The organism is Cupriavidus alkaliphilus, assembly GCF_014191175.1.
GTDB lineage: Bacteria > Pseudomonadota > Gammaproteobacteria > Burkholderiales > Burkholderiaceae > Cupriavidus > Cupriavidus alkaliphilus.
This window is the reverse complement of the sequence record NZ_JACHWE010000002.1, coordinates 631,264-657,677: the sequence shown is the minus strand read 5'-3', so window position 1 is coordinate 657,677 and position 26,414 is coordinate 631,264. Positions and strand designations below refer to the sequence as shown.

The following is a 26,414-nucleotide window of genomic DNA, read 5'->3' as shown; positions in this document are numbered from 1 at the left end:
GGACTGAGGGGCCGGGGATATTGGTCTGCACGGATTGATGCGGTTGACTTCGTGGATGCGCCGGCCCTCACCCCCGCAAAGCCACCTCCCGCAACCACTCCGCAAAACCCCGTATCAGCCCCTGCTTTGGATTATCCCCACGCCATACGATGTAGCAGTTATGGCTGGCCGGAAAACTGTCCACCAGCGGCTGCACCAGCCGCCCCGCGGCGATGGCCTCGCGTGCCAGCAAGCTCCGCGTAAGCGCCAGCCCCATCCCGCTGGCCGCGGCTTCGATCAACAGTGCCCGGCAGTCGAACACGATGCCGTCCTCGGGCTCGTCCAGCGCCACGCCCGCAGCCGCGCCCCACTGCGACCAGCGGAAGCGTGCATGCCGCAGCCGCGGCAGTTGCGCGGTGTCGGCCGCGGTCATGCCGGCGTGCCGCTGGGCGAAGCCTGGGCTGCACACCACGATGATGTCGTCGTCGAGCAGCTTCAGGCATTGGTAGCCGGTGAAGGGCGCGGGGCCGTAGCGCAGGCTGACGTCGAGGTCCGAGCGGGCAAAGTCGGGATCCTCGGTGGTGGCGGCGATGGACAGGTCCAGGCCAGGCAGCGCCTCGCGCAGTTGCGGCAGCCTGGGCACCAGCCAGGCGCCGGCCAGTTCGGGGCTGACATTGACATGCAGCGACTGGCGTTCGCGCGCGCGCCGCTCGGCCGCGCCTGCCAGCGACAGCTCCACCGCGCGCAGGGCGCGATCGAGGTCGTCGGCCAGTTCGCGGCCGGTGGCGGTCAGCTCCAGCTGGCGGCCGGCGCGCAGGAACAGGGTGCAGCCCAGCTGTGACTCCAGCGCACGGATATGCCGGCTGATGGCGCCATGCGTTACGCACAGCGCATCGGCGGCGCGCGTCATGCTGCCCGTGCGCGCGGTGGCGGCAAAGGCCTGGAGCACTTGCATCGAGGGGAGCCTGCGGATCATGGCTGTGATCTTGCCTCACAGGTGCTGGCAAAACAAGTCGATTGTCCCGCCATGGCGCCCGGCCGATACTGGGCCGCACCGAACCGGCCGCCCCGAAGCCGGTGCGCAACGAGGAGACCCCCATGAAACTGCAGTTGAAGATCAACGGCAAGCGTCACGCCGTCGAGGCCGAACGCGACATGCCCCTGCTGTGGGTGCTGCGCGATTACCTGGGCTATACCGGCACCAAGTTCGGCTGCGGTGCCGGCCTGTGCGGCGCCTGCACCGTGCATGTCGACGGCAAGGCGGCGCGCGCCTGCATCACGCCTGTCGGCAGCGTAGCGCGCGCCGACATCACTACCATCGAAGGATTGTCGGCCGACAATTCGCACCCGGTCCAGCGTGCGTGGATTGCCGAGCAGGTGCCGCAGTGCGGCTATTGCCAGTCGGGCATGATCATGGCCGCCTGCGCCTGGCTGAAGGACAACCCGTCGCCGCGCCCGGAGGATATCCGCGCCGGCATCACCAACCTGTGCCGCTGCGGCACCTATCCGCGCATCGAACGCGCCATCCTGCGCGCGGCCACCGCGCAGAACGCGGGCGATCCCAAGGCGAGGGCGTCATCGTGAGCCATCTCCACACAAGCCGCCGCCGTTTCCTGCAAGCCGCCGGCGCCATCCCCGCGGCGCTGGTGCTGGGCTTTCACCTGCCGCTGGCGAAGGCCGCCGAGGCGCGCGCGCCCGCGCGCGATCCGGACGACGTCAACGCCTGGCTGCGCATCGATGCCGACGGCGGCGTGACCATCATGGTGCCATCGGCCGAGCTGGGGCAGGGCGTGATGACCTCCGCACCCATGCTGATCGCCGAAGAGCTCGAGTGCGACTGGCGCCAGGTGCGGGCCGAGCTTGCACCGACCGACCCGGTCTACAACAACCGCATGTTCAAGGTCCAGGCGACCGCCAGCAGCACCTCGGCGCGCTGGTCGTTCGAGCCGCTGCGCCGCATCGGCGCCACCGCGCGCGAGATGCTGCGCGAGGCCGCCGCGCAAAGCTGGAGCGTGCCGGTGGCGCAGTGCCGTGCCGTGCAGGGCGTGGTGCGGCACGAGCCCAGCGGGCGCGCGCTGGGCTACGGTGCGCTCGCCGCGCGCGCTGCCACGCTGCCACGCCCGGCCAGCGTGGCGCTGAAGGAGCCGAGCGACTGGAAGCTGCTGGGCCGCCCGACGGACCGGCTCGACGTTCCGCTGAAGACGCGCGGCGCCGCGGTGTTCGGCGTCGACGTCAGGGTGCCGCGCATGCTGGTGGGTTCGGTGATGGCGTGCCCCGCCTTCGGCGGCACGCTGCGCCGGGTCGATGCCCGGCCGGCGCTGGCGCTGCGCGGCGTGCGGCGCGTGGTGCCGCTGGACGATGCCGTGGTGGTGCTGGCCGACAGCTACTGGACCGCGCGCAAGGGCCTGGCCGCGCTGCAGCCCGAGTGGCAGCTGCCGCAAGGCAAGCCGGCCAGCGACGCGGCGCTGATGGCCGGTTACCGCGATGCCGCGCGCCATGCCTCGGCGGTGGCGCTGCGCCACGGCGACCCGGACGCGCAGCTGCAGCAAGCGCAGGCCTACATCGCCGAATACGAGGTGCCATACCTCGCCCACGCCACCATGGAGCCGATGAACGCCACCGCCGATGTGCGCGCCGACGGCGCCGAGATCTGGGGTCCGACCCAGGTCTGCGGCGAGATCGCGCAGCGGCTGTCGGGCGCCCTTGGGCTGCCTGCCGATCGCATCGCCGTGCACGGGACCTTCGTCGGTGGCGGCTTCGGCCGGCGCGAGGAGTTCGATGTCTTTGTCCAGGCCGCGCTGGCATCGAAGGCGGCGGGGCAGCCGGTCAAGCTGATCTGGTCGCGCGAGGAAGACATCCAGCACGATTTCTACCGGCCCGCGGCGGCGGCGCGCTTCAGCGCGGTGCTGGCCCCGGACGGGGCCGGCATCCGCGCGCTGGATGCGCGCCTGGCGTGCTCGTCGATCTATGTCCGCAATTTCCCGGACCGGGTCAAGGGCGGGGTCGACCCGAAATCGGTCGAAGGGGTGGTCGACCTGCCTTACGCGCTGCCCCACGTGGCGGTGCGCCATGCCATGGTCAATACTGCCGTGCCGGTGGGGTTCTGGCGCGGCGTGGGTTATACGCAGAACACCTTCTTTGCCGAGAGCTTCATCGACGAACTGGCCCATCACGCCAAAGCCGATCCGCTGCAGTTCCGGCTGAACCTGCTGGCCGACCGTCCGCGTCCGGCGCGCTTGCTGCAGCGCCTGGCGCAGCACGTCGGCTGGGGCAGCGCGCCGGCAGGGCGCTGCCACGGCGTGGCGCTGTCGCAGGCGTGGGGCTCGCTGTGCGCGACGGTGGTGGAACTGTCGGTGCAGGGCCAGCGCATCACGCTGCACCGCGTCGTCAATGCCATCGACTGCGGCACGGTGATCAACCCGGCGACGGTCGAGCGCCAGCTGGAGGGCGCCAGCATCTGGGGCCTGAGCGCGGCCATGACTGGCGCCATCACCATTGCCGACGGGCGCGTGCAGCAATCCAACTTCCACGACTATCCGCTGTTGCGGCTGGCGCAGACGCCGCGCTTCGAGGCGGTGCTGGCGCCCAGTGGCGAGCGCATCGGCGGCGTGGGCGAGTCGGCGGTGCCGACGCTGGCGCCGGCGCTGGCCAATGCGCTGTTTGCCGCGACTGGCCAGCGCCTGCGCTCGCTGCCGCTGGCGCGGCACGGGTTCGAACTGGCATAGCGGGGTGCGGGCACGTCCGCAAGTGATGCCGCTGCCACGATCGCGGGGACCATCATGACGTAGCGGCGCCGCGCTGTGTGTCATACCACGCACGGCGCCCTACGCCCCGGGCGCGGTTCTTCCCTACACTGGAGCATGGCGCCTTGTCGCCGCCCAGGGGAACACGCCTATGCCGCCCGAGCCTGTCCAAGCCAAGCCCGTGGCGCTGGCCTTGCAAGGCGGCGGCATGCACGGCGCATTTACCTGGGGCGTGCTGGACCGCCTGCTGGAAGACGGCCGGCTGGTGATCGAGGGCGTCAGCGCCACCAGCGCCGGCGCGATGAACGGCACGGTGCTGGCCTATGGCCTGATGCAGGGCGGCAGCGAAGGCGCGCGCCAGGCCCTGCATGACTTCTGGGAGGCCATCGCGCACTCGGCGCAGCGCTTCAACCCGTTGCGCTGGCTGCCGTGGTTCAAGGGCAGCCATACCCTGGGTCTGAACCATTCGCCGCTGTACGCCATGGCCGACATCACGCTGCGGCTGCTGTCGCCGTACCAGTTCAACCCGGGCAATGCCAATCCGCTGCGCGACGTGCTGCTCGGCCAGGTGGATTTCGCGGCGCTGCGCGCGCATTGCCCGATCCGCCTGTACCTGTGCGCGACCAATATCGAGACCAGCCGCATCCGCATCTTCGCGCAGGAAGAGCTTAGCGCGGACGCGGTGCTGGCCTCGGCCTGCGTGCCCACGCTGTTCCAGGCGGTCAGCATCGACGGCCACCATTACTGGGATGGCGGCTATGTCGGCAACCCGGCGATCTTTCCGCTGATCTATCACTGCGAGACCCACGACGTCGTGATCGTCCACATCAACCCGATCGTGCGCCGCGGCGTGCCGACCACGGCGGCGGAGATCCTGAACCGGGTCAACGAGGTCAGCTTCAATTCGTCATTGATGCGCGAGATGCGGGCGATCGGCTTCGTCACCACGCTGATCCAGCAGGGCAAGATCGACCGCAACGAGATGAAGGAGATGTGGATCCATTCGATCCGCTCGGACGAGACCATGGCCGCGCTCGGGGTCTCGACCAAGTACAACGCCGACTGGGACTTCCTGTGCACGCTGCGCGACCAGGGCCGGCAGGCCGCCACGCTCTGGCTGGATCGCAACTATGACTGCGTGGGCCAGCGCTCCAGCGTCGATATCACCGGCGAATTCCTGTAGTCGCCGGCTGGGCCAGCCGCCAGGACAGATTGGCACGCGCCTGCGCCTCGTAGCGCGACCGGAACAGGTCGGTGGCATAGATGCGGGGACTGGCCAGCAGGCGTTGCAGGAAGGCCCGCTCGGCGGCGTCATAGGCGGCATCGTCCAGGTCGGTGCGCTCCGCGCGCAGGCGCGCGCCGTTGTCCTGGAAGCGCGCGCGGCTGTATCCCAGCGCGGCCAGGTCGATGTCGGCGGTGAAGCGCCCGGCCAGGCTGGCGGGCACGTCGGCGTGCGTGGTTTCCAGGATCAGCGTGGCGACGCGCCCGGCGGCGGCGACCGTGCCGGCGGACCACTGCTGCAGCCACGCCGCGCTGCGCGCTTCATTGTCGGCGGCGCCGGGCACGTAGATGACGTCATGGCACCACAGCGCCAGTTCCACGTCGGCGGCATCCGGTATCGCGCTGCGCGCCCAGTCGAGGTCGTGCAGGCAGCGGCGCACATGGTCCAGGGTGTGGTAGTGCCGGGTCGGCTCGCCGTAGCAGCGCGCCAGGTCGGCATACGCGTCCGCCGCGCGCGTGCCGCCCGCCAGGGTCCAGAGCGCGACAAAGCGCTCTTGCAGCGGGTTGGCGGCGGCGGTAGTCATGCGCGCGCCGCACCCGTGTCGCGGGCCGCGTCGTCGGCAAGCTCGGCAAGCAGGGCCCGCGCCTCCTGCCAGTCGGCGCCATCGGTGCCCTCGCTGAAGCTGCCGTGGATGCGCGCCAGTGCTTCGCGCGCGGCGTCGCGCTTGCCCTGGCGTTGCCACAGCCGGGCCAGGCTCAGCGCGGCCTGCAGTTCCAGCGGCCTGGCGCCCTGGCCGTGCGCGACTGCAAGCGCGCGCTGGAAACAGGCCTCGGCTTCATGGCTGGCGGCGGCACCGGCATCGGGCGCGGCCAGCTGCAGCAGCAAGTCGCCGCGCAGCCGATAGACCCCGGCCTCATCGAGCCGCTCGCCGGTTTCTTCGATCATGGCCTGCGCGCGCGTCAGCACGTCCAGCGCGGCGGCTGGCTGGCCGGCCTTGCCGCAGGCCTCGGCCAGCATCGCCAGCAGGTTCGGCATGCCGAGTTCGCCGCCGGTGGCCTCGTAAGCCGTGAGGCCGCGGCGCATCCGCGCAATGCCTTCCTCGTGGCTGCCCTGCTCGGACAGCGCCCAACCCTGCAGCACGGTGCCCCAGGCCAGGTAGATCGGGAAGCCCTGTTCGCCCGAAATGGCAATGGCGGCTTCGGCATACTCCCTGGCCTGCGCGGGATCGCGGCGCCAGCGGTATTGTTCCGCCGCGAACACCAGGCACAGCGCCAGGTTGTAGGCATCCGGGCGCGCGCGGGCCAGCGCCAGCGCCTCGCGGCTGCGCGCCAGGGCCTGGTCGGCAAAGCCCTGGTACCACAGGATCCAGGCCAACGTGCTGGTGGCATGGACCATCGGGTCGCGGCCGTAGCCAGTCAGGAAGTCATAGGCGGAGTGCTCCGGGTGCGGCACGGCCAGCACGGCCTCCATATGCGCGCGCGCTTCTTCCAGCAGGCCCAGGCGGAACAGCGTGGCGCCCAGCGCGCGGTGGCCTTCGGCCAGCTGCTTGGGCTTCTGCGACTCGGTGGCCAGCGCCAGCAGGCGCCGCGCCAGCGGCAGCGACACCTGGTATTGCGCGCGCAGCTGGTAGAACGCCCACATGCCCAGCTGCGCCGAGAACACATAGGGTGTCTGCCGCCCTTGCTCGCACAGCGACATCGCGCGCCGGTAATTGGCCTCGACCTCGGGCGAGGCCTGGCCCCGCGCCGCGATCAGCGCGGGCCCCAGCGTCAGCAGCAGCGTCAGTTCCAGGCGCGCGCGCTCGCCGCTGTCGGGCTGGCGCTTGAGCAGGGCAATGGCCTCGCTCAGGTGCCGGATTGCTTCTTCCTGCGCGGAGCGCTGCAGCGCCTGCTGGCCGGCGCAGTGCAGGTACTCGACCGCCTTCGGCACGTTGCCGCTGTGGCTGTAGTGGTGGGCCAGTTCGCTGCAGTAGTCCTTGAGCCGGCCGTGGAACATCGCCTCGATTGCCTGCGCCGAGCTTTCATGCAGGGCGCTGCGGCGCTCGGTCAGCAGCGAGCTGCCGGCCACTTCCTGGGTCAGCGCGTGCTTGAAGGCGTACTCGACCTCGGGGAAGGCGGGGCGTTCGTAGATGAAGTCGGCGCCCTGCAGGTCGCGCAGCAGCGGATGCAGGCGCTCTTCGGGCAGGCCGGTGACGCGCAGCACCAGGCCCAGCGGAAACTCCTTGCCGATCACGGCGAGGGTCTGCAGCAGCTCCTTCTGCGCCAGCGGCAGCCGGTCGATACGGGCGGCCAGCACCCCCTGCACGGTGGTCGGGATGTGCAGCAGCGCCGGCGCCTTCTCGATGCGGTAGCTGCCCGGCTGGCCCAGCAGCGCGCCTTCCTCGGCCAGGGTCTGGACCACTTCCTCCATGAAGAAGGGATTGCCTTCGGTCTTGTCGAGGATCAGCCGCTTCAGCGGCGCCAGGCTCGGGTCGTCGCCGAGCAGCGCGGTCAGCAGCTCCTGCGCCTCGGCCTGACCCAGCGGCTGCAGGCGCAGCTGCGAGTAATGCGCGCCCGCTTCCCAGCGGTGGCTGTACTCGGGCCGGTAGTTCACCAGCAGCACGATGCGCGCGCCGGGCACATGCTCGACCAGCATGTTGAGGAAGGCCTCGGTCTCGCCGTCGAGCCATTGCAGGTCCTCGAAGATGACTTCCAGCGGCTGGTTCTGGCTTTCGCGGACCAGCAGCCGCGCAATCGCCTCGAAGGTGCGCTGGCGCCGCAGGGCCGGGTCCATGGTCGGCAGCTGCGAGTCGGGCTCGACCACGCCGAGCAGGTAGAGCAGGTAGGGCAGGTGCTCTTCCAGCGAGCGGTCCAGCGTCAGCAGCCTGCCGGTCAGCTTCTCGCGGCAGCTGCGGTCGCCGTCGTGCGCGGTGATCTGGAAATAGTTCTTCAGCATCTCGATCAGCGGCAGGTAGGCGAAGGCCTTGCCGTGCGAGACCGAGAACGTCTCCAGCGCCAGGCAGCCTTGCTGCGACCTGACCTTGAATTCATGGAACAGGCGCGACTTGCCGACCCCGGCCTCGCCGACCACGGCGACGATGCGCCCGTGGCCGGCCTTGGCCTGCTCCAGCGCCGCGTTCAGGTGCGCAAGTTCGTCCTGGCGCCCGACGAAGCGCGCCAGGCCGCGGTGCGCGGCCACCTGCAGCCGCGTGCGCAAGGCTCCCGGGCCGATCACCTCGTACACCGCCAGCGGCTCGCGCACGCCCTTGACGCTGGTGGTGCCCAGCGCCGTGAACTCGAAATAGCCTTCGGTCAGCTTGTGGGTCGACTCGCTGACCAGGATCGACGCCGGCGTGGCGATGCCTTCCATGCGCGAGGCGATATGGATGGTGTGCCCGACCGGATCGTAGTCGGTGTGCAGGTCGTCCTTGCGGATCGAGCGCACCACCACCTCGCCGGTATGGATGCCGATGCGGACCTGCAGCGGAATGCCTTGCTCCAGGCGCACGCGGTCGCTGTGCCGGTGCATCGCATCCTGCATGCGCAGCGCCGCGTACAGCGCGCGCAGCGCGTGGTCCTCGTGGGCGATGGGCGCGCCGAACAGCGCCAGGATGCCGTCGCCGAGGAACTTGGCGACGTAGCCCTCGTAGTGGTGGACCGCTTCCATCATCAGCGTCACCACGGGATCGATCAGCCGGCGTGCGTCCTCCGGGTCCAGGTCCTGGGTCAGCGCGGTGGAGCCGGCCATGTCGGCAAACAGCGCGGTAATGGTCTTGCGCTCGCCCGCGGTCTCGCCGCGGGCTTCCATTGCCGCCTGCTCGGCCAGGATGCGCCCGGCCAGGTGCGGCGGGGTGTAGTGGACCGGCGCCGGGCTGTCCTGGCGCGGCGCGGCGGGCGCAGGCGCAGTCGTGGCGGGCGCGTCGGGCAGGCCGACGCCGCAGACGCGGCAGAACCGCGCCGCCGCGGTGGCCTCCGCGCCGCATTGCGGGCACACGCGGGCAAGCCGCGCCCCGCACGCCTCACAGAAGTTGGCGCCAGCAAGGTTGCCGAAGCCGCATTGGCTGCAGCGCATTTCGCCTCCCGGCCGTCGTTGCCAGCCTGACGGTACCTGGATCTATTAGAGGCGGGATAAGGGGAGGTGGCAAGGCGACCCGCATGTGACGCGAACAGCTTCGGTGCCGCGGCCGCCGTCGATCCGGCCCCGGGCCCGGCTGGCCTCCAGCTTCGTGGTGGCCTGGGCCATCGTCACGGCTGGGCCCACGCCGCCGGCTGCCGTGAACCGCCCTTGCCGCCGATCGCCTCGACCAGGTAGTCGACGAACGACGCGATCCGCGCGGAGATCGCGGTATTGCGGTAGTAGACCGCATGGATCGGCTGGCGCACGTCCTGCGTCTGGCGCGCCAGCACCTGCACCAGCCGGCCCGCCTCGCGGTCGTGCGCGGTCATGAAGTCCGACAGGCACACGATCCCCGCGCCCTCCAGCGCCAGCTGCCTGAGCGTTTCGCCGCTCGACGACCACACCGCCGGCTCGATCCGGTAGGGCTCGCCGTCCGCACCCAGGATCGGCCACACGTTCAGCGATTCGGGCTGGTTGAAGCCGAGCAGCGCGTGCTTGCCGAGATCCTGCGCCTTGCGCGGTTGGCCGTGCGCCTCGAGGTAGGCCGGACTGGCCAGCATGCGCACCCGGCTGTTGCCGATCAGCCGGCTATGCAGCGTCGAGTCCTTCAGGCGGCCGATGCGGATGGCCACGTCGGTGCGCCGCTCAAGCAGGTCGATGATGCCCTCGTTGCTGTTCAGCTCCAGCTCGACCTGCGGAAAGCGCTCGCGGTAGCCGTGCACCAGCGGCACGATCACATGCAGCATGAACGGCGACGCCGCGTCGACGCGCAGGCGCCCGGACGGCTTCTCGCGCCGCGCCAGCATCTGTTCTTCGGCGCTTTCGACCGAGTCGATGATGGCGCGCGCGTCGTGCAGGAAGGCCTGGCCTTCCTCGGTCAGCTCGAGGCGGCGCGTGGTCCGGCGCAGCAGCGTGGTCTTGAGCTTTTCCTCGAGGCGGGCGAGGGTGCGGCTGGTTGCCGAGACGGTGAGGTCGAGCTGCTGCGCGGCGGCCGTGATCGAGCCGCTGTCGACCACGGTCGCAAAGGCGAGCAGTTCGTCGAGCGTGATTTTCATGGTTGCGCCGGAATCGAGACAGACTGGTTTATAGACGATGCCGCAGCGCGTGGCAATCCTTGATCTCAAATCAAATATTTTTGTCCAGTAAAGGCGTTTATCTCATCAGTTCCGGCGGGCAGAATGGCTGCATCGAACCAGCCTTCCCTGTCTTCTCCCCAGGAGCTAAAACCATGAGCAAGATTCCCGCCTTCGGCCTCGGCACTTTCCGCCTGCAAGGCCAGGTTGTCATCGACTCGGTCCGCAACGGCCTTGAACTGGGCTATCGCGCCATCGACACCGCGCAGATCTACGGCAACGAAGCCGAGATCGGCGAGGCCATCGCGGCTTCCGGCGTGCGCCGCGACGAGCTGTTCCTGACCACCAAGATCTGGGTCGACAACTACGCCCCGGACAAGCTCGTGCCGAGCCTCGAAGAGAGCCTGCGCAAGCTGCGCACCGACTACGTCGACCTGACCCTGATCCACTGGCCGGCACCCGGCAATGGCGTGCCGCTGGAAACCTTCATGACCGCGCTGGCCGGCGCGAAGGAAAAAGGCCTGACGCGGCAGATCGGCGTCTCCAACTTCAACATCGCGCTGACGCGCCAGGCCATCGCCGCGGTCGGCAAGGATGCGATCGCCACCAACCAGATCGAACTGAGCCCCTACCTGCAGAACCGCGAGCTGGTGGCGTTCCTGCAGCGCGAAGGCATCCACGTAACGTCGTACATGACGCTCGCCTACGGCAAGGTGCTTGGCGACCCGGTGATCGGCGCGATCGCGCAGCGGCACCAGGCCACGCCCGCGCAGGTGGTGCTGGCGTGGGCGCTGCAGCTGGGCTACTCGGTGATTCCGTCGTCGACCAAACGCGAGAACCTGGCCAGCAACCTGCTGGCGCAGACCCTGCGGCTCAGCGAAGACGACATGGCGCAGATCGCCGCGCTGGAGCGCAACGGCCGCGAGGTCAGCCCGGACGGGCTGGCGCCGCAATGGGACTGAGCGACCTGACGCGCCGACATTCCCGATGACCCGTTCGCGGCCCCCCGGCCGCGAACCTGACAGGACAAGCACAATGAACAAGGATCCGCTGTTCCAACCGCTGCAACTGGGTGGCCTGGCGCTGCCGAACCGCATCGTCATGCCGCCGATGACCCGCTCGCGCGCGAGCCAGCCCGGCGACGAGGCCAACGACCTGATGGCCGCCTACTATGCGCAACGCGCCGGCGCCGGCCTGATCGTCAGCGAGGGCACCTATATCGACCCGCTGGGGAAGGGCTACGCCTGGACGCCGGGCATCCATACGCCGGCGCAGGTGGCCGGATGGCGCAAGGTGACCGGCGCGGTCCACGCCGCCGGCGGGCGCATCTTCGCGCAGCTCTGGCACGTCGGCCGGCTCAGCCACACCAGCCTGCTGGGCGGCCGGCAACCGGTGTCGTCGTCGCCGATCCAGGCGCAGGGCGTCAATGTCTTCATTGCGGCGGAGGACGGCAGCACCCCGGGTTTCGTCCAGGCCTCCGTGCCCCGCGCACTGACGGTGGACGAAATCCGCGAGGTCGTCGACCAGTACCGTGCCGCGGCCCGCAACGCAATCGCGGCGGGCTTCGACGGCGTCGAGCTGCACGGCGCGAACGGCTACCTGGTGAACCAGTTCATCGACTCGGGCGCCAACACCCGCACGGATGCGTACGGTGGCTCGCTGGAAAACCGGCTGCGCTTCCTGGGCGAAGTCGCGCAGGCACTGATCGAAGGCGCCGGTGATGCATCGCGCGTCGGCATCCGCCTGGCGCCGCTGACCACGCTCAACGGCTGCGTCGATGACGATCCGGAAACGACGTACCTGGGCGCCGCCAGGCTGCTGGGCCAGCTTGGCGTCGGCTACCTCCATATCGCCGAAGCGGACTGGGACGACGCGCCGCTGATGCCGCTGGCATTCAAGCAACGGCTGCGCGAGGCCTTCCCGGGGGTGCTGATCTATGCCGGCAAGTACACCGCCGAGCGTGCCCGCGACGCCGTTGCCGCCGGCTGGGCCGACCTGATCGCGTTCGGCCGTCCGTTCGTGGCCAATCCGGACCTGCCCGAGCGTTTGCGCGTCGGCGCTCCACTGGCGCAGCACCAGCGCGACACCCTGTTCGGCGGCGGGGCGCAAGGGCTGACCGACTATCCGACGCTGGCGCAAGCCGCGGCCTGAGCCCGCCCGGGTGGAGCTGGCGGCGTGACGGCGCGATGCGCGTTGCTGCTGTAGTGCTTTAGAGGGATATGCTGCGACCGACATAGCAGGGCAATATCGGCACGGTCCGAATGCGCCCGTCCGCACCCGGGAAAGCCCGCCCGCCAGGTTCCACCTGCGGGCGCTTTCTTTTGGGGAGCAGCAAAGTGATATGAAGGCGCGAATCATTCGCGTTTGATCGGCTGGTGCCGTCGGCGCGCGATATGGAACCCTCAAGAAAAAGGAGTGAGACAGTGCCTGCCCACCAGTCGCCAGTTCACCGCCTTGCGCCGGCACATCCCAACGGTCCTCCTCTGTCGCTCGCCCCGGGCCTGGGCGCGACGTTTGAAACAGACACCAACCGCGAGCCCACCGGACCTGAAAAGACGGCCCTGGCGCTCTGCGCCCGCTATTGCCCGCTTGCCGAGGTGGGACCGCCGTTCGGGGCCGGAACGCTGGCGTGGCGGGGCAGCGCCTACGTCTATGTCTTTGGCTGGGACGGCGGCGGCAGGCGCCGCTTGTTCGAGGTGTTCCGGGACCAGCAAGGCGCGCTGGAGCCCGTGCTGGCGTTCCAGTATCCCGCTCCGCTGCGCAAGCTGTTCCGGCACGACCTGGACCCGCTGTACAGCGATCGACGCTGAAATCCCGGGCGCAGGCGAGGGCCTGCGCGGCGGTCCCTGCTACGTGCCGAGGTGCCGCGCAACGGCTCGCGCCACTTCCGCAGCATCCCGGTAGTTTTGTTCAGGTATGCCCAGCAGGGCATCCACGATCGCGTCATCCGCGTCGTTGTCGCGCGCGGTGGAAACCAACGCGCCACGCGTCGCGGGATAGTCCAGGCCGCGCAGTGCCTGCTCGAGCGCGGCCGGATCCCATCGATCCACGCGCGGATTTCCTTGCGGACGCTTGTCATTTGCCATGGCTGATCTCCGGTAGATGTTGCGCCGAACGCGCGAGGCTCCCGATCCGAAGCCACCCGCGGCCTGCTTCCCGACGTCGAAGCCTGATGGAAACGCAAACCACATGCCATGGGGGAATCCTGCCGGGCACTGGGTTGCCGGCGTCTTCGGCGAAGCACTTCACCGGCTGCGCAGTCCGCACATACCCCTAATTGACGGTAAAGTTTATGTGCGTAAAATTTAATTCATAACTATGAATAATGGCAGGTGCTAGCCACCGTGCGGCACCGCTTCCGACCACCGCCATCCAGGAGACACCCCGATGCAACCGAATCCGCGCCGCCGCCTGATGCTGTGCGCCGCCATGCTGGGCGCGATGCCCGCGCTGGCCTGGAGCGACACCTACCCCAGCAAGCCGATCCGCATGGTGGTGCCGTTCGCCCCCGGCGGCGCCACCGACGTGGTGGCGCGGCTGATTTCGCAAAAGCTGGGCGAGGCGCTGAAGCAGTCGGTGGTGGTGGAAAACCGTCCTGGCGCCAACGGCATCATCGGCACCGACGCGGCGGCGCGCGCGGCCCCCGATGGCTATACGTTGCTGCTCAATACCGCCGGCGCGCAGACGCTCAGCCCGGTGCTGTACAAGGCGGGCTATGAGCCGCTGAAGAGCTTCGCGCCGATCTCGCAGATCAGCAATATCGGCTTCGTGATGGTGGTGCACCCGTCGGTGCCGGCCAGGACCGTGCAGGAGTTCGTGGCGCTGGCCAAGGCGAAGTCCCGGCCGCTGAGCCTGTCGGCCGGCAGCAGCATGATCGAGCTGATCGGCGCCACCTTCAAGAGCGCCGCGGGCACGCCCGACGTGGTCAGCGTGTCGTACCGCGGCACCGGCCCGCAGATGCAGGCGGTGGTCTCGGGCGAGGTCGACATGACCATCGACCCGTTCAACGGCATGGCCATGATCAAGGCCGGCAAGCTGCGCCCGCTGGCGGTGTTCGCGTCCAGGCGCTCGCCCGCGCTGCCGGATGTCCCGACCATGCAGGAGGCCGGTTTCGACGGCATGGCGTTCAACTCGTGGGCCGGCCTGCTGGCGCCGGCCGGAACGCCGAAGGAGATCGTCACGCGGCTGAACCAGGAGATGAACCGCATCCTGGCGCAGCCCGACATCCGGCAACGGCTGGCCGCGATCGACTACGAGGTGGTGGGCGGCACCCCGGAACAGTTCGCCGCCACCATCGCCGAGGACGCGGCAAGGTGGGCAAAGATCGTCAAGGAGACGAACTACAAGGCCGGGTCCTGAGCCGTCACGACGCGGCCGCCGCCTGCCGCACCAGCCAGTTGCGGAACGCGCGCGCCGCGGCGGGTTCCATCCGGTCGCGCGGCCATACCGCGTGGTAGCCGCCGCCCAGGCTGGCGCTGGCGTCGCAGGCGCGCACCAGCAGGCCGTCGCGCAGGCAGGCATCGATCATGTGGCGCCAGCCCAGCGCGATGCCCTGGCCTTCCATGGCCAGCTGCAGCAGGATCGGGTACTGGTTCGAGGTCAGCACGTTGCGCGGCGTGGCGTCGGGCAGCCCCTGGTGGGCCAGCCAGGTCTGCCACGACATCCACTGGCGCTGGCCGTCGTCAAGCATCAGCAGGGTCTCGCCGGCCAGGTCCGACGGGGCCAGCGTGCGGCCGCCGAGATAGCCGGGCGTGCAGACCGGGAACACTTCCTCGCCGTACAGCCGGCGCGCGGCCAGCCCGGGCGGCGGTCCTTCGCGCAGGTAGTACAGGCCGATGTCGAACTCTGCCGGCGACAGCGCCGACAGGCTGTCGTTGACGGTCAGGCGCAGCTGGATCTCGGGGTGGGCGGCGCGGAACGAGGCCAGCCGCGGCGTCAGCCACAGCACCGCGACGCCGCTTGAGCAGGCCACCGTCAGCGCGGTATGGCTGCGTACCTTCATCACGTCTTCGGTGGCCTCGGCGCAGCCGACCAGCAGGCGCTGCACCACCTCGGCATAGCGTTGCCCGCTCACGGTCAGGCGCAGCGCGCGCGGTTCGCGGATAAACAGCTTGCGCCCCAGGAAGCGTTCCAGCTGTGCCACCTGGCGGCTGATCGCGCTCTGCGTCAGGTGCAGTTCGGCCGCGGCGCGGGTAAAGCTGCCGTGCCGCATCGCGGCTTCGAAGGCGACCAGGTTGGGCAGGGGCGGGAGCGGGGAAATGCGCATGGGGGCGTCCGGGCCGGAGATGCCGCCATGATAGACCGCCGGCATGTGCCAGCGCGTGGGGCGGGAGAGGCTTGCCACCCGCGGCATCCGGGTGGCGGCGGCCGGCTCAGCCGGCGCGGCGGTGGATGCGGCCCGCCTGCATCACCACGCTCAGGCGTTCACCCTGTCCGGCGATCAGGCTGATGTCGGCGAGCGGGTTGCCGTCGACCAGCAGCAGGTCGGCCAGCGCGCCGGCACGCGTGGTGCCCAGTTCGCCTTCGCGCTGCAGGATGGCCGCGGCGATCGAGGTGGCAGAGCGGATCGCTTCCAGGTTGCCCAGCAGTTCGGCGCGGATGCGGAACTCGTCGGCCTGGTGGTCGTGCATCTCGCCGAGCAGGTCCGAGCCATAGCCCATCGGCACGCCGGCATCGGCATAGAGGCGCAGCGAGTCGCGGCCGGCCTGGCGCACGGTCTCGATCTTGGCCACCGATTCGGGCGGCAGGCCCAGGCGGGCACCGTCGCGCGCCAGCGCGTCGTAGGTGACCAGCGTCGGCACGACAAAGGCGCCGTGCTTGCGCATTTCGTCGGCGGCGGCGCGGTCGACCAGGTTGCCATGCTCGATGGTGCGCACGCCGCAGCGTACCGCGCGCGTGATCGCGCGGCCGGTGTAGGCGTGGGCCATCACGTAGGTCTGCGCGGCCTCGGCCTCGGCGACGATGGCGCGGATCTCGTCCTCGCTGTACTGGGTGTTGCCGATGGGGTCGGTCGGCGACGCCACGCCGCCCGACGCCATGATCTTGATCTGGGTCGCGCCTTTCTGGATTTCCTCGCGCACCGCCAGCCGCACCGCGTCCACGCCATCGGCCACCCGGGCAATGGCGCCGGCGCGGAAGGCGCACGAGCAGGGCTCGAGCACATCGGAGCGCGGACGGAAGTCGCCATGGCCGCCGGTCTGCGACAGCGCCTTGCCCGAGGCAAAGATGCGCGGGCCCGGCACCAGCCCGGTGGCCACCGCCTGCGACAGGCCCCAGTCGGCGCCGCCGGCATCGCGCACGGTGGTAAAGCCGCGCTCCAGCATACGCTGCATGATCGGCAGGGCGCGGATCGCCACCAGCACGTTGGGCTGGACCGCGTTCAGGCCGAGGTTGGCCAGCGACGCCAGCACGTGCACGTGGCAGTCGATCAGGCCGGGCATCACGGTCTTGCCGCGCGCGTCGATGCGCCGGGCATTGGGAGCATCGATGGCCGGGCCGACCGCGGCGATGCGCTCGCCGTCGACCAGCACGTCGTGGCCGCGCAGCAGCTCTCCCGTGCCGGGTTCGAGCACATCGCCGCCGTGGAAAAGGATCTGGGTGTTCTGGGACATGTCAGCGTTGTTGCAGATAGGAGGGTTCGCGCACGAAGCGGGTGCCGACCAGGCTGATGGCGGCGGCGATCATCACGTAGATGGCGGGCGCCATGCTGCTGCCGGTGCTGGCGATCAGCCAGGTGATGATGAAGGAGGCAAAGCCGCCGAAGATCGTCACCGCGAAGTTGTAGGCCACCGACAGGCCGGTCGACAGCACGCGCGCCGGGAACAGCTCGGAGAAGGCCGCCAGGATCGGGCCGGTATAGGTGGCGATCAGCACCCCGAACACCAGCTGGAACACCAGCAGCGAGGCCAGGCCGGGCAGGTGGTTGATGTACGCGAACATGGGCCACGCCAGCACCAGGATCAGCAGCGCCGAGCCGCTCAGCAGCACGCGCCGGCCGATGCGGTCGGCCAGCAGCCCCACCAGCGGCGCGAACACCATGATGGCGCAGCCGCCCGCCATGCCGGCGACGAAGCCGTCGGCCTGCGGCACCTTCAGCACCTTGACGGCGTAGGTCGGCATGTAGAACAGCAGCACATAGGTGCACACGGTCCACAGGATCACCATCGAGAAGCTGGCGGCGGTTTCGCGCGGATAGGCCTGGAAGATTTCCTTCAGCGGCGAATCCGCGCGCTCGGCGGTGTCGCGGAAGGCCGGGGTCTCGTCCAGGTGGTGGCGGATGTAGTAGCCCACCGGGCCGATCACGATGCCCAGCAGGAACGGCAGGCGCCAGCCCCAGCTGTTGAGTGCCTCCTCGCTCAGCGAGCTGGTGACGAAGGTGCCGACCGCGGCGCCCAGCAGCACGGCCACGCCGATGCTGGCCTGGATCCAGCTGGAATAGTAGGCGCGCTGGCGCGCCGGTGCGTATTCGGTCAGGAAGGCGGTGGCGCCGCCCATTTCGCCGCCGGCGGAGAAACCTTGCATTAGCCGCGCCACCACGATCAGCAGCGGGGCCAGAATGCCGATCTGGTCATAGGTGGGGGCAATCCCGATCAAGGTCGTGCCCAGTGCCATCAGCAGGATGGTCAGCGACAGCGCCGCCTTGCGCCCGACGCGGTCGGCGTAGACGCCCAGCACGATGCCGCCCACCGGCCGCATGAAAAAGCCCACGCCGAAGGTGGCCACGGCCAGCAGCAGCGAGCTGAGGTCGTTGCCGGTGGGGAAGAACAGCCTGGCGATGATGACCGCGAAAAAGCTGTACACGGTGAAATCGAACCACTCCAGGCCGTTGCCGATCACCGTGGCGACGATGGCGCGGCGGCGCTGGCTGGGCTGGATGGCGGGCGCCGCCTGGGTCGGCGGCGTGTAGGGCGCGCTCGTTGGCGCGGCACTGTTTGGCATTTGGCTTCCTCCTCTGTGGCATCTGCCGGGGGGCAGGGACCGGGCGCTTGCATCTCGCACCGGCCTGGCAGATGGTGCCGACGATGTTAGGAGAGGGTGGTCGGCGAGCGGTAGCGAAATCTCCGCATGCAGCCATGCGCGCGGCGCATGGATCGGGTTGACCGCGCCATGGGCCGGGATTACACTGCGCCCCGTTCCAACCAACGGAGCTATCCGTGGACAGTTGTCCCAGTCCTTCTTGCGCAACGGGAGTTTTCCCGGCCGCGCCGGCGCGCTGAGACACTGCGGTCATTCGCTGCAGTGCCGCCGCCCGGCGCTGCCATGCCCCATGCGGCCAGGCCCACGCCTGCGACCGCCGGTGCCAGACCTCCCTTGCTGCCTTTCGATGTCTTGTCACGGCCGGCGTGTATCGTCGCCGGCCGTATGGCTGTATTTGCTCAGGAGGTTGCCATGGTGTGGCACCAGTTCTTCGTACGCCTGGCCGCGCTGGCCATCGTGGCCGCGGCCTGCCGGCCGGCGCTGGCGGCGCGGCCACTGATCACGGACGATGCCCGCATCGTCGATCCCAAGGCCTGCCAGCTGGAATCGTGGATGCAGTTCCAGTCCGGCGGCAATGAGCTGTGGGCGCTGCCGGGCTGCAATCCCACCGGCAACCTCGAACTTACGCTGGGCGGTTCGCTGCAGCGCGTCGATGGCGGCTGGGACGGCACCAATGTGCAGTTCCAGGCCAAGACGCTGCTCAAGCCGCTGGAAACCAACGGCTACGGCATTGCGCTGTCGGGCGGCGTGATCCACCATCCCGACGCCGAGCCCGGCAAGGTGCTGGGCAACCTCTATGTCAACGTGCCGGTGTCGTTCTCGTTCGCGGACGACCGCTTCGTCGCGCACCTGAACCTGGGCGCCAACCGCGACACCGGCAATCGCCAGACGCGCATGACCTGGGGCGCGGGCACCGAAACCCAGCTTCACCCGCGCGTGTTCCTGATCGCCGAGACCTTCGGCGAGAACCGCGGCAAGCCGTCCTTCCAGGCCGGCTTCCGCTTCTGGGTGGTGCAGGACCGGGTGCAGGTCGACACCACCTATGGCAATGTGTTCGGCGGCGGCACGGGCGCGCGCTTCTTTACCGTCGGGCTGCGTCTGCTGTCGCCGGCGTTTTTGCCGTAGCGGCGAGCGCGCCGGCCATGGTGCCGGCCAGTCAGCGGACGTTAGTGGAAAGCAAGCTCAAGCTCCACGCCGCTGTAGTCAACGCGCGGAGCAAGCCTGCGGCGTGGCCCTTGTTCGAAGTGGATCAAGCCGTAGCCCTCCATCGTGCGGAGTGTCCGCGACAGGTTCGACACGGCGCGCCCGGTTTTCTGCGATAGCTCTTCGAGCGATTCAGGATTCGTTTCCGCGATCAGTGCAAGCAATTGGCGATTGGCTGGGGAAAGGACCTTTGCCAGCACGTCCAGCGATTGAAACCAGACCTTGGGCTCATCCTTTCCGGGCTTGAGTTTGCCGCGGGCGATCGCCATGGTGCGGGCCTTGAAGTCTTCCAGTGAGGCGATGCCAATCTTGAGGTTGCCGCTCATCATTCACTCCTTGTGCTGCAGGATCTTGTCGACCTCTGTCCAGAAATCTTCCAGCAACGTGGAAGCATCCTGGTAGTCGTAGAATCGAACGCCCGCCGCCATGTGCTGGTGGTCGTATTCAATGCGCGTCCGCACTCCTGGCCCGGAACCCTCATTGATGCCGTGCGCATTGTCAAAGCCAAGCAAACGGCAGCCAATCTTGTCATGCAGTGTCAGCGAATACCTCAGCCCGTGAGGGCGTTCCTGCGAGACAGGGCAGGTACGCACCACGATTTTCACCCAATGCAAGCTTTCGTCATCTATGACGAAGCGGAGTCCATCCAGGTCCAACAGTGTGTCGAGGCTACGGTCGCGCATAGATATGCTATCACAGTGTGATAAGTATGGCGAGCCCGACCGCTTGCATAGTTTTGTACGCCCACAGGGGGATACCGAATCCCGTTGCATGTGGCCAAGGCTCGTCTGGCTAGCACATCACTTTGCCATCGACAATGTAACGATGGGGTTACTTTCGCGAGATCTGACGCGTATTTAGAGCTTTCCCAAAAGGCTTTCCTGGCTCCGGCTTTTCTGTTGCTGACCGTTGCGGCCTGTCGCCGGCCTTTCAAGCAGCCAGCAGTTCTTCCACTTCATCGCGCCGCGGCGGATATGCGCCGGCCCGGGTCGCAGCAATGGCCGCCGCGGCCGCAGCCAGCCGCGCCTGTGCGGCAAGGTCGCCCGCCGCGCCGGACAGCACGCCGGCCATCCAGCCGCCCATCGCCGCATCGCCACAGCCGACGGTGTCGGCCACCTCGACCGCGAGCGCAGGCTGCTCGACGACACGACTGCCCTTGAGCAACGTCATGCCATGCGCGCCGCGCGTCAGCATGACGGTTGCATCGGGCGCCATGGCGCGTACTTGTGCCAGTGCTGTGTCGGTATCGAGCGCGGGAAAGAGTCCGGCCAGGTCTTCGTCGGAGATCTTGACGTAGCTGGCCAGCCGCAGCATGTGTGCGAGAACATTGGCGTAGCCCGGTGCACGCATCAGGTCCCGGAAGTTGGGGTCGAAGGCAATGCGCTTGCCCGCGGTTGCGGCCAGCGTGGCTTCTTCACACAGGCGTGCCGCCAACGGCTGGCGCACCAGGCTGATGGAGCCGAAGTGGATCGCTTCTGCCGCCTGGCGCCAGCCCTCTGGCAAGCGGGCTGGATCGAAATGCAGGTCAGCGCTGTCGCCGCCGACAAAGAAGTACTGCGGCGGATGGCGCGAGGCCACAAAGGCCAGGAACGGCGAGCGCGCCACGCGTTGCAGGAAGCGGCTGTCCAGGCCGGCGTCAGCGCTGGCCTGCGCCAGGTCATCGCCGAACAGGTCCTGGCTGACGGCGCCCGCAAAGGCGGTGGCAATGCCCAGCCGGGCGGCCACGCGCGCCACGTTCCAGCATGAGCCGCCGGGCAGCCCGAGCCAGCTGCCGTCGGCCTGCCGCACCATGTCGGTCAGCGCTTCGCCGAATACCACATAGCGGGGAAGGGGCATGGCCATCGAGGTCTCCTTGGTGGTGGAATGTGGATTGCTGCGGGTCAGCGTGCCGGCGTGGGCTGCGCCGCGCGCGCCCGGCGGATCAGCGCCGCGGTGGAAGCATCATGCGCGACCACGCCGTCAGTGCCTTCCAGTTCGCGCTGGATCGGCGCGGCCAGCTTCTTGCCGAGTTCCACGCCCCACTGGTCGAAGGAGTTGATCTGCCACAGCGCGCCCTGCACGAAGGTGCGGTGCTCGGACAGCGCCAGCAGCGCGCCCAGGTGGTAGGGATCCAGCCGCTGCAGCAACAGCGTGTTGCTGGGCCGGTTGCCGTCGAACACCAGGTGCGGCACCAGCGCTTCGTCGCGCACGCCTTCGGCACGCACTTCGTCGGCGCTGCGTCCGCGCAGCAGCGCCTCGCCCTGCGCAAAGCAGTTGGCCAGCAGCTTGGTATGGTGCCCGGGCAGCGCGCTGACCGGCGCGAGCGTGGCGATGAAATCCACCGGCACCAGTTGCGAGCCCTGGTGCATCATCTGGAAGTAGGCGTGCTGCCCGTTCGTGCCCGTGGTGCCCCACACCACCGCGGCGGAGCCCGCGGCGATGGGGCTGCCGTCGAGCCCCACCGACTTGCCGTTGCTTTCCATTTCCAGTTGCTGCAGGAAGGCCGGCAGCAGTTCCAGCGGCTCGCAGTAGGGCGCCACGCAGCGGCTCGCGGCGCCGAGGAAACTGCGGTACCAGACATCCAGCAGGCCCAGGATCATCGGCAGGTTTCGCTGCGGCGGCGTACCGGCGAAATGAATGTCCATCGCGCGCGCGCCATCCAGCAGTTGCCGGAAGCGTTCGAAGCCGATCGCCACTGCGATCGACAAGCCCACCGCCGACCACAGCGAAAAGCGCCCGCCCACCCAGTCCCAGAACGGGAACATATTGGCCGGGTCGATGCCGAACCCGGCCACTGCCTCGCGGTTGGTCGATACCGCCACGAAGTGGCGCGCCAGGCCGGCGCGGCTCACGCCCTGCCGCAGGAACCAGTCGCGCGCGGTGCGCGCGTTGGCCATGGTTTCCAGCGTGGTGAAGGTTTTGGAGCAGACTATCACCAGGGTGGTGGCGGCATCGAGCCCGGTCAGCGTGCGCGCCAGGTCGCTGCCGTCGACATTGGCGACGAAGTGCAGGCGCGGACCGGTGGTCTGCGCATCGGTGAGCGCGCGGCACACCATGCGCGGCCCCAGGTCCGAACCGCCGATGCCGATATTGACGACGTCGGTGATCGCGCGGCCGTCGACGCCGGTCCATGCGCCGCTGCGCACCGCATCGGCAAAGCGCGCCATCTGCGCCAGCACGGCCTCGACCTGGGCGCCGACAGGCTCGCCCAGCGCACGGTAGCCATCCTCGGGGTAGGCGCGCAGCGCGATATGCAGCGCGGCACGGTGCTCGGTGACGTTGACCGGCTCGCCCGCGTACATGGCGTCGCGCCGCTCGGCCACGCGCGCCTGCGCCGCCAGCGCGAACAGCAGCGCGAGGGTTTCGTCGGTGATGCGGTTCTTGGCGTAGTCCAGCGTCAGGCCGCAGGCCTCGGCGGTGAAGCGCGCGGCGCGCGCCGATCCTTGCGGGCCGTCGAACCAGTCGCGCATATGGGTACCGCGCAGCCAGTCGGCATGCGCGCGCAGCGCTTGCCAGGCGGGTAGGGAAGTGGTCATCTCGGGTGCTCCGCAATACGTGGGCTACATTTCTTCATGCCAGGCCATGCCGTCGCGCGACAGCAGCGCGCTGGAGGCCGCCGGGCCCCAGGTGCCGGCGGTGTAAGGCTTGGGCGGCGTGGGCGAGTGCTCCCAGGTCTCCAGGATGGGCGCAACCCAGCGCCATGCCTGGACCTGCTCGTCGCGCCGCACGAACAGGCCCAGCCGGCCGCGGATCACGTCGAGCAGCAGGCGTTCGTATGCGCCCACGCGCCGCACGCGCGGCGCCGCGCTGGTCAGCTGCAGGTCCAGCGAGGCCGGAATCAGCGCCTGCGTGTCGCCCGGCTGCTTGGTCAGGAAATACAGCCGGATGCTCTCCTGCGGCTGCAGGGTGATCACCAGCCGGTTGCCGGACAGGGTTCCCAGCGGATGCGGGAACAGCGGGTAGGGCACGTCGTGGAAATGGATCACGATCTCCGCCACGCGCGACTGCATGCGCTTGCCGGTGCGCAGGTAGAACGGCACGCCGGCCCAGCGCCAGTTGGCGATCTCGGCGCGGATCGCGACGAAGGTCTCGGTGCGGCTGTCGGGCGCAATGCCGGGCTCGCTGGCATAGCCGGGCACCGGGTCGCCGCCCGCGGCGCCGCGCCCGTACTGGCCACGCACCACCTTCTCGGCGACGTCCTCGGGCCGGATCGGCCGCAGCGCCTTCAGGATCTTCAGCTTCTCGTCGCGGATGGCATCTTCCGAGAGGCTGGTCGGCGGCTCCATCGCCACCATGCACAGCAGTTGCAGCAGGTGGTTCTGCACCATGTCGCGCAGCGCGCCGATGCCGTCGTAGAAGTTGCCGCGGCGCTCCACGCCCAGCTCTTCGGCAATGGTGATCTGCACCTGGCGCACCCATTCGCGCCGCCACAGCGGTTCGAACAGCACGTTGCCGAAGCGCACCGCCATCAGGTTCTGCACCGACTCCTTGCCCAGGTAGTGGTCGATCCGGTAGATCTGGTCCTCGGCAAAATGGCGCGCCACTTCGGCATTGATGGCCTCGGACGAAGCCAGGTCGTGCCCGAGCGGCTTCTCCAGCACGATGCGGCTGCGCTGGCCGGTCAGGCCCACGCGCGCCAGCTGCTCGCACACGGTGACGAACAGATGCGGGGCCGTGGCCAGGTAGAACACCACCACCGGTGCCGCGCGGGCGCTGACCAGTTCGGCCAGCGCATCGAAGCCGGCAGGGGCGTTGGCATCGACCTGCAGGTACACGATGCGTTCGAGAAAGCCCGGCCACGCAGCCGCCGCGGCATGGCCCGGCAGTCCGGGCAGCACTTCATCGTCGAGCATGGCCAGGTAGGCGTCATGCGTCAGCGGCTGGCTCCCCAGCGCCAGGATGCGGCCGCGCGGATGCAGCGAACCGGCGGCGTGGGCGTCGAACAGCGCCGGCAGCAGCTTGCGCCGCGCCAGGTCGCCAGTGGCGCCGAACAACACGAAATCGAACTCCGGGGCAGAGTCAGGCGCCGGAGCGCCGGCAGGGTGGCTAGCCATCTTGGATCAGCAATAAGGGGGAAGGGGAACCGGAACCGGCGTGGCAGTTCAGCGGGGCGTGGCCCAGCCCTTGTACTGGGCGACATTGGCGCGCGTGACCAGTGTGGACGGCAGCAGCACGGTTGGATTGGCCGGGCGCTGGCCGTTCATCATGCCCACGCCCAGCTGCACCGCGGTGCGCGCAATCGCCCATGGGTCCTGGCTGGCCGAAGCCTGCACCAGCGTGTCGGCCTTGAGCGCAGCCTCGATGTCAGGCGCGCCGTCGACCGAGGCAATCAGGATGCCGCGGCGGTTGAGCTGGCGCGCGGCCAGGTCCGCGCCCACGGCTTGCGGGTCGTTGATGGTGAAGACCGCATCCACTTTGGGGAAACGCGTCAGGTACAGCTGCATGACGTTCAGCCCGCCTTCGCGCGAGCCCTTGGCATCCTGGTCGTCGGAGAGGATGCGGATGGCCGGGTGGCGTGCCAGCACTGTCTTGCAGCCCTTGACGCGGTCCAGCACCGCCGACACCGGCGGGCCGTTCTGGATGATGACGTTGCCGCGGCCCTCGAGCCGGTCGGCGATAAAGCCGCAGGCCAGTTCGCCGGCCTGGGTGTTGTCGGTCTGCACCGTGGCATCGGCGCCGGCCGCGGCCACGTCCACCGCGACCACCACGATGCCCGCCTTGCGCGCCTTGCGTACCGCCGGCTCGATGGCGCGCGCGTCGGCGGCGTTGATCAGGATCAGGTCGACACCGGCGACGATAAAGCTGTCGATATGCGCGAACTGCTTGTTCAGGTCGTAGTCGGCCGACAGCACGGTGACCTTTGCCTTCGGGTTCACCTGCCGGGCGGCGGCCTCGGCACCGCGGGCCAGCGCGACGAAGTACGGATTGCCCAGCGAGCCGAGCGTGACGCCGACCTTCTTGAGCGGGCGTTGCATGGCCGGCGCGGCGGAAGCCGGTGCGCTTTGCGCGGGCGCCATGGCGGGCAGCATGGACAGTGCCGCCAGCGCGACCGCGGCGAGGGCCTTGAGGATGGGTGGGATCACGGCTTGTCTCCGGTGCGGCGGCAGGTCAGGTACGGGCCGAGCCCTTCTGGCGATAGCGGTCGAGCGCGACTGCGCCGATGATCACCAGGCCCTTGATGATGTATTGCCAGATATCCGACACGCCCAGCAGGATCAGCCCGTTGGACAGCACCGCGATGATCAGCGCGCCCACCAGCGTGCCGGCGATCGAACCGACCCCGCCGACAAAGCTGGTGCCGCCCAGGATCACTGCGGCGATCGCGTCCAGCTCATAGGACTGGCCCAGCTGCAGCCCGTTGGCCGCATAGAGCCGCGACGCCGACATCACGCCGCCCAGTCCCGACAGCAGTCCAGAGACCGCATAGACGAACAGCAGCACCACCCAGACCTTGATGCCCGACAGGCGCGCGGCCTCGGCATTGCCGCCGACCGCGTAGATCTGCAGCCCCAGCACCGTGCGGCGCAGCACCACCCACGACACCGCCACCACTGCCACGGCGATCACCACCAGCCAGGGCACGCCCAGCAGGTCGCCGTTGCCGATGAAGGCGAAGGGGATATCCGGGTTGTAGACCGTGCTGTCGTTGCCGACCAGGCGCGCCAGCCCGCGCACCGCTGTCAGGCTGCCCAGCGTGACGATAAACGGCGGCAGCTTCATGAATGCGATCAGCGCGCCGTTGAGCAGGCCGAACAGCAAGCCGCACAGCAGCGCCGCGGGTACGCTCAGCGCGGCCAGCTGCGGCATCAGCGACACCAGCATCGCCACCACCGCCGACACCGACAGGATCGAACCCACCGACAGGTCGATGCCGCCGGTCAGGATCACGAAGGTCATGCCGGCGGCCAGCACCAGGTTGATCGAGGCCTGCTGGGCAATGATCGAGAGGTTCTGCAGGCTGGCGAAGTTCTCGGTCAGCAGCGTGAAGCCCACGCACAGCAGCACCAGCACCGGCAGCATGCCGAGGGCGCGCAGGCGCTCCTGGGTGGTGGCGCGTCCGGCGGCGCGCGCCGGCGGGGCGGCGTGGGCCGCGGATGAAAGGGGATTGCTGGCATTGCTGGTGTTGCGCATTGGTGTCTCCTG

Annotated in this window: 23 protein-coding genes; 8 read left to right on the top strand and 15 right to left on the bottom strand. The window is 69.0% G+C overall.

Features of this window, described 5'->3' with window-relative positions; all coding sequences use genetic code 11:
* Positions 1-67 precede the first annotated feature (67 nt).
* Positions 68-934 carry a LysR substrate-binding domain-containing protein gene (locus tag FHX60_RS09415; RefSeq protein ID WP_260163806.1) on the bottom strand — a complete coding sequence of 289 codons (867 nt, stop codon included), beginning with the start codon at positions 932-934 and terminating at the stop codon, positions 68-70.
* 143 nt (positions 935-1,077) lie between these two features.
* Here FHX60_RS09415 and FHX60_RS09410 point away from each other — a divergent pair, with 143 nt between their 5' ends.
* From FHX60_RS09410 to FHX60_RS09400, 3 genes are all read left to right on the top strand, one after another.
* Complete coding sequence (locus FHX60_RS09410; protein ID WP_183283170.1) at positions 1,078-1,563, top strand: (2Fe-2S)-binding protein; 486 nt, start codon at positions 1,078-1,080, stop codon at positions 1,561-1,563.
* Positions 1,560-3,704 carry a xanthine dehydrogenase family protein molybdopterin-binding subunit gene (locus tag FHX60_RS09405; protein WP_183283169.1) on the top strand — a complete coding sequence of 715 codons (2,145 nt, stop codon included), beginning with the start codon at positions 1,560-1,562 and terminating at the stop codon, positions 3,702-3,704. Before FHX60_RS09410 ends, FHX60_RS09405 begins: the two co-directional genes overlap by 4 nt.
* Positions 3,705-3,873: 169 nt before the next feature.
* Positions 3,874-4,905 (top strand): patatin-like phospholipase family protein, encoded by a 1,032-nt coding sequence (locus FHX60_RS09400; RefSeq protein WP_112776605.1) that lies wholly within the window; start codon positions 3,874-3,876, stop codon positions 4,903-4,905.
* Here the strand turns inward: FHX60_RS09400 and FHX60_RS09395 are convergent.
* From FHX60_RS09395 to FHX60_RS09385, 3 genes are all read right to left on the bottom strand, one after another.
* Entirely contained in the window at positions 4,886-5,527 is a 642-nt protein-coding gene (locus FHX60_RS09395; protein WP_183283168.1) for an HD domain-containing protein, read from the bottom strand. The two genes, FHX60_RS09400 and FHX60_RS09395, sit on opposite strands and share 20 nt — an antisense overlap.
* A complete protein-coding gene (locus FHX60_RS09390; RefSeq protein ID WP_183283167.1) occupies positions 5,524-8,994 on the bottom strand; it encodes an adenylate/guanylate cyclase domain-containing protein in 3,471 nt (1,156 codons plus the stop codon). The genes FHX60_RS09395 and FHX60_RS09390 overlap by 4 nt, the downstream gene beginning before the upstream one ends.
* 173 nt (positions 8,995-9,167) lie before the next feature.
* A complete protein-coding gene (locus FHX60_RS09385) occupies positions 9,168-10,094 on the bottom strand; it encodes a LysR family transcriptional regulator (RefSeq protein WP_183283166.1) in 927 nt (308 codons plus the stop codon).
* A gap of 173 nt (positions 10,095-10,267) precedes the next feature.
* Between FHX60_RS09385 and dkgB the strand changes: the two genes are divergently transcribed.
* The 3 genes from dkgB (at position 10,268) to FHX60_RS09370 (ending at position 12,922) form a co-directional block, all read left to right on the top strand.
* Positions 10,268-11,074 carry a 2,5-didehydrogluconate reductase DkgB gene (gene dkgB / locus FHX60_RS09380; RefSeq protein ID WP_183283165.1) on the top strand — a complete coding sequence of 269 codons (807 nt, stop codon included), beginning with the start codon at positions 10,268-10,270 and terminating at the stop codon, positions 11,072-11,074.
* A 73-nt stretch (positions 11,075-11,147) separates the two neighbouring features.
* Positions 11,148-12,263 (top strand): alkene reductase, encoded by a 1,116-nt coding sequence (locus FHX60_RS09375; protein ID WP_183283164.1) that lies wholly within the window; start codon positions 11,148-11,150, stop codon positions 12,261-12,263.
* A 272-nt stretch (positions 12,264-12,535) separates the two neighbouring features.
* Entirely contained in the window at positions 12,536-12,922 is a 387-nt protein-coding gene (locus tag FHX60_RS09370; RefSeq protein ID WP_183283163.1) for a hypothetical protein, read from the top strand.
* A gap of 39 nt (positions 12,923-12,961) precedes the next feature.
* Here FHX60_RS09370 and FHX60_RS09365 read toward each other — a convergent pair whose 3' ends face one another.
* Complete coding sequence (locus FHX60_RS09365; RefSeq protein ID WP_112776612.1) at positions 12,962-13,198, bottom strand: DUF2795 domain-containing protein; 237 nt, start codon at positions 13,196-13,198, stop codon at positions 12,962-12,964.
* A 301-nt stretch (positions 13,199-13,499) separates the two neighbouring features.
* Here FHX60_RS09365 and FHX60_RS09360 point away from each other — a divergent pair, with 301 nt between their 5' ends.
* Positions 13,500-14,471 carry a Bug family tripartite tricarboxylate transporter substrate binding protein gene (locus tag FHX60_RS09360; RefSeq protein ID WP_112776613.1) on the top strand — a complete coding sequence of 324 codons (972 nt, stop codon included), beginning with the start codon at positions 13,500-13,502 and terminating at the stop codon, positions 14,469-14,471.
* A 4-nt stretch (positions 14,472-14,475) separates the two neighbouring features.
* Here FHX60_RS09360 and FHX60_RS09355 read toward each other — a convergent pair whose 3' ends face one another.
* The 3 genes from FHX60_RS09355 to FHX60_RS09345 form a co-directional block, all read right to left on the bottom strand.
* Positions 14,476-15,378: a LysR substrate-binding domain-containing protein gene (locus FHX60_RS09355; RefSeq protein WP_183283162.1), complete on the bottom strand. Its 903-nt coding sequence runs from the start codon at positions 15,376-15,378 to the stop codon at positions 14,476-14,478.
* Positions 15,379-15,484: 106 nt separating this feature from the next.
* Positions 15,485-16,723 (bottom strand): metal-dependent hydrolase family protein, encoded by a 1,239-nt coding sequence (locus FHX60_RS09350; protein WP_183283161.1) that lies wholly within the window; start codon positions 16,721-16,723, stop codon positions 15,485-15,487.
* A gap of 1 nt (position 16,724) precedes the next feature.
* A complete protein-coding gene (locus FHX60_RS09345; protein WP_112776616.1) occupies positions 16,725-18,050 on the bottom strand; it encodes an MFS transporter in 1,326 nt (441 codons plus the stop codon).
* Between the two features lie 450 nt (positions 18,051-18,500).
* Here FHX60_RS09345 and FHX60_RS09340 point away from each other — a divergent pair, with 450 nt between their 5' ends.
* Entirely contained in the window at positions 18,501-19,214 is a 714-nt protein-coding gene (locus FHX60_RS09340) for a PA4824 family protein (RefSeq protein ID WP_092315823.1), read from the top strand.
* A 41-nt stretch (positions 19,215-19,255) separates the two neighbouring features.
* On the opposite strand, the gene FHX60_RS09335 is transcribed toward FHX60_RS09340, so the two are convergent.
* From FHX60_RS09335 to FHX60_RS09305, 7 genes are all read right to left on the bottom strand, one after another.
* Complete coding sequence (locus tag FHX60_RS09335) at positions 19,256-19,618, bottom strand: HVO_A0114 family putative DNA-binding protein (protein WP_013953158.1); 363 nt, start codon at positions 19,616-19,618, stop codon at positions 19,256-19,258.
* Between the two features lie 3 nt (positions 19,619-19,621).
* Positions 19,622-19,975 carry a toxin-antitoxin system TumE family protein gene (locus tag FHX60_RS09330; RefSeq protein ID WP_244981240.1) on the bottom strand — a complete coding sequence of 118 codons (354 nt, stop codon included), beginning with the start codon at positions 19,973-19,975 and terminating at the stop codon, positions 19,622-19,624.
* Positions 19,976-20,222: 247 nt separating this feature from the next.
* Positions 20,223-21,134 (bottom strand): carbohydrate kinase family protein, encoded by a 912-nt coding sequence (locus FHX60_RS09325; protein ID WP_112776619.1) that lies wholly within the window; start codon positions 21,132-21,134, stop codon positions 20,223-20,225.
* A 38-nt stretch (positions 21,135-21,172) separates the two neighbouring features.
* On the bottom strand, positions 21,173-22,807 hold the full coding sequence (gene pgi, locus FHX60_RS09320; protein WP_183283160.1) for a glucose-6-phosphate isomerase: 1,635 nt from the start codon (positions 22,805-22,807) through the stop codon (positions 21,173-21,175).
* A 24-nt stretch (positions 22,808-22,831) separates the two neighbouring features.
* The gene (gene zwf, locus FHX60_RS09315; protein ID WP_112776621.1) at positions 22,832-24,325 is read right to left on the bottom strand and encodes a glucose-6-phosphate dehydrogenase; all 1,494 of its coding nucleotides are present in this window, start codon (positions 24,323-24,325) and stop codon (positions 22,832-22,834) included.
* Between the two features lie 48 nt (positions 24,326-24,373).
* The gene (locus tag FHX60_RS09310) at positions 24,374-25,300 is read right to left on the bottom strand and encodes an ABC transporter substrate-binding protein (protein ID WP_183283435.1); all 927 of its coding nucleotides are present in this window, start codon (positions 25,298-25,300) and stop codon (positions 24,374-24,376) included.
* 79 nt (positions 25,301-25,379) lie between these two features.
* The gene (locus tag FHX60_RS09305; protein WP_112776623.1) at positions 25,380-26,402 is read right to left on the bottom strand and encodes an ABC transporter permease subunit; all 1,023 of its coding nucleotides are present in this window, start codon (positions 26,400-26,402) and stop codon (positions 25,380-25,382) included.
* Positions 26,403-26,414 lie beyond the last annotated feature (12 nt).

Excerpts from the sequence above, each read along its gene's own strand:
- FHX60_RS09415 (WP_260163806.1), bottom strand. The coding sequence starts at position 934 with ATGCAAGTGCTCCAGGCCTTTGCCGCCACCGCGCGCACGGGCAGCATG.
- FHX60_RS09410 (WP_183283170.1), top strand. The coding sequence starts at position 1,078 with ATGAAACTGCAGTTGAAGATCAACGGCAAGCGTCACGCCGTCGAGGCC.
- FHX60_RS09400 (WP_112776605.1), top strand. The coding sequence starts at position 3,874 with ATGCCGCCCGAGCCTGTCCAAGCCAAGCCCGTGGCGCTGGCCTTGCAA.
- FHX60_RS09395 (WP_183283168.1), bottom strand. The coding sequence starts at position 5,527 with ATGACTACCGCCGCCGCCAACCCGCTGCAAGAGCGCTTTGTCGCGCTC.
- FHX60_RS09390 (WP_183283167.1), bottom strand. The coding sequence starts at position 8,994 with ATGCGCTGCAGCCAATGCGGCTTCGGCAACCTTGCTGGCGCCAACTTC.
- FHX60_RS09385 (WP_183283166.1), bottom strand. The coding sequence starts at position 10,094 with ATGAAAATCACGCTCGACGAACTGCTCGCCTTTGCGACCGTGGTCGAC.
- dkgB (WP_183283165.1), top strand. The coding sequence starts at position 10,268 with ATGAGCAAGATTCCCGCCTTCGGCCTCGGCACTTTCCGCCTGCAAGGC.
- FHX60_RS09375 (WP_183283164.1), top strand. The coding sequence starts at position 11,148 with ATGAACAAGGATCCGCTGTTCCAACCGCTGCAACTGGGTGGCCTGGCG.
- FHX60_RS09365 (WP_112776612.1), bottom strand. The coding sequence starts at position 13,198 with ATGGCAAATGACAAGCGTCCGCAAGGAAATCCGCGCGTGGATCGATGG.
- FHX60_RS09360 (WP_112776613.1), top strand. The coding sequence starts at position 13,500 with ATGCAACCGAATCCGCGCCGCCGCCTGATGCTGTGCGCCGCCATGCTG.
- FHX60_RS09355 (WP_183283162.1), bottom strand. The coding sequence starts at position 15,378 with ATGCGCATTTCCCCGCTCCCGCCCCTGCCCAACCTGGTCGCCTTCGAA.
- FHX60_RS09350 (WP_183283161.1), bottom strand. The coding sequence starts at position 16,723 with ATGTCCCAGAACACCCAGATCCTTTTCCACGGCGGCGATGTGCTCGAA.
- FHX60_RS09345 (WP_112776616.1), bottom strand. The coding sequence starts at position 18,050 with ATGCCAAACAGTGCCGCGCCAACGAGCGCGCCCTACACGCCGCCGACC.
- FHX60_RS09340 (WP_092315823.1), top strand. The coding sequence starts at position 18,501 with ATGGTGTGGCACCAGTTCTTCGTACGCCTGGCCGCGCTGGCCATCGTG.
- FHX60_RS09335 (WP_013953158.1), bottom strand. The coding sequence starts at position 19,618 with ATGAGCGGCAACCTCAAGATTGGCATCGCCTCACTGGAAGACTTCAAG.
- FHX60_RS09330 (WP_244981240.1), bottom strand. The coding sequence starts at position 19,975 with ATGCGCGACCGTAGCCTCGACACACTGTTGGACCTGGATGGACTCCGC.
- FHX60_RS09325 (WP_112776619.1), bottom strand. The coding sequence starts at position 21,134 with ATGGCCATGCCCCTTCCCCGCTATGTGGTATTCGGCGAAGCGCTGACC.
- pgi (WP_183283160.1), bottom strand. The coding sequence starts at position 22,807 with ATGACCACTTCCCTACCCGCCTGGCAAGCGCTGCGCGCGCATGCCGAC.
- zwf (WP_112776621.1), bottom strand. The coding sequence starts at position 24,325 with ATGGCTAGCCACCCTGCCGGCGCTCCGGCGCCTGACTCTGCCCCGGAG.
- FHX60_RS09310 (WP_183283435.1), bottom strand. The coding sequence starts at position 25,300 with ATGCTGCCCGCCATGGCGCCCGCGCAAAGCGCACCGGCTTCCGCCGCG.
- FHX60_RS09305 (WP_112776623.1), bottom strand. The coding sequence starts at position 26,402 with ATGCGCAACACCAGCAATGCCAGCAATCCCCTTTCATCCGCGGCCCAC.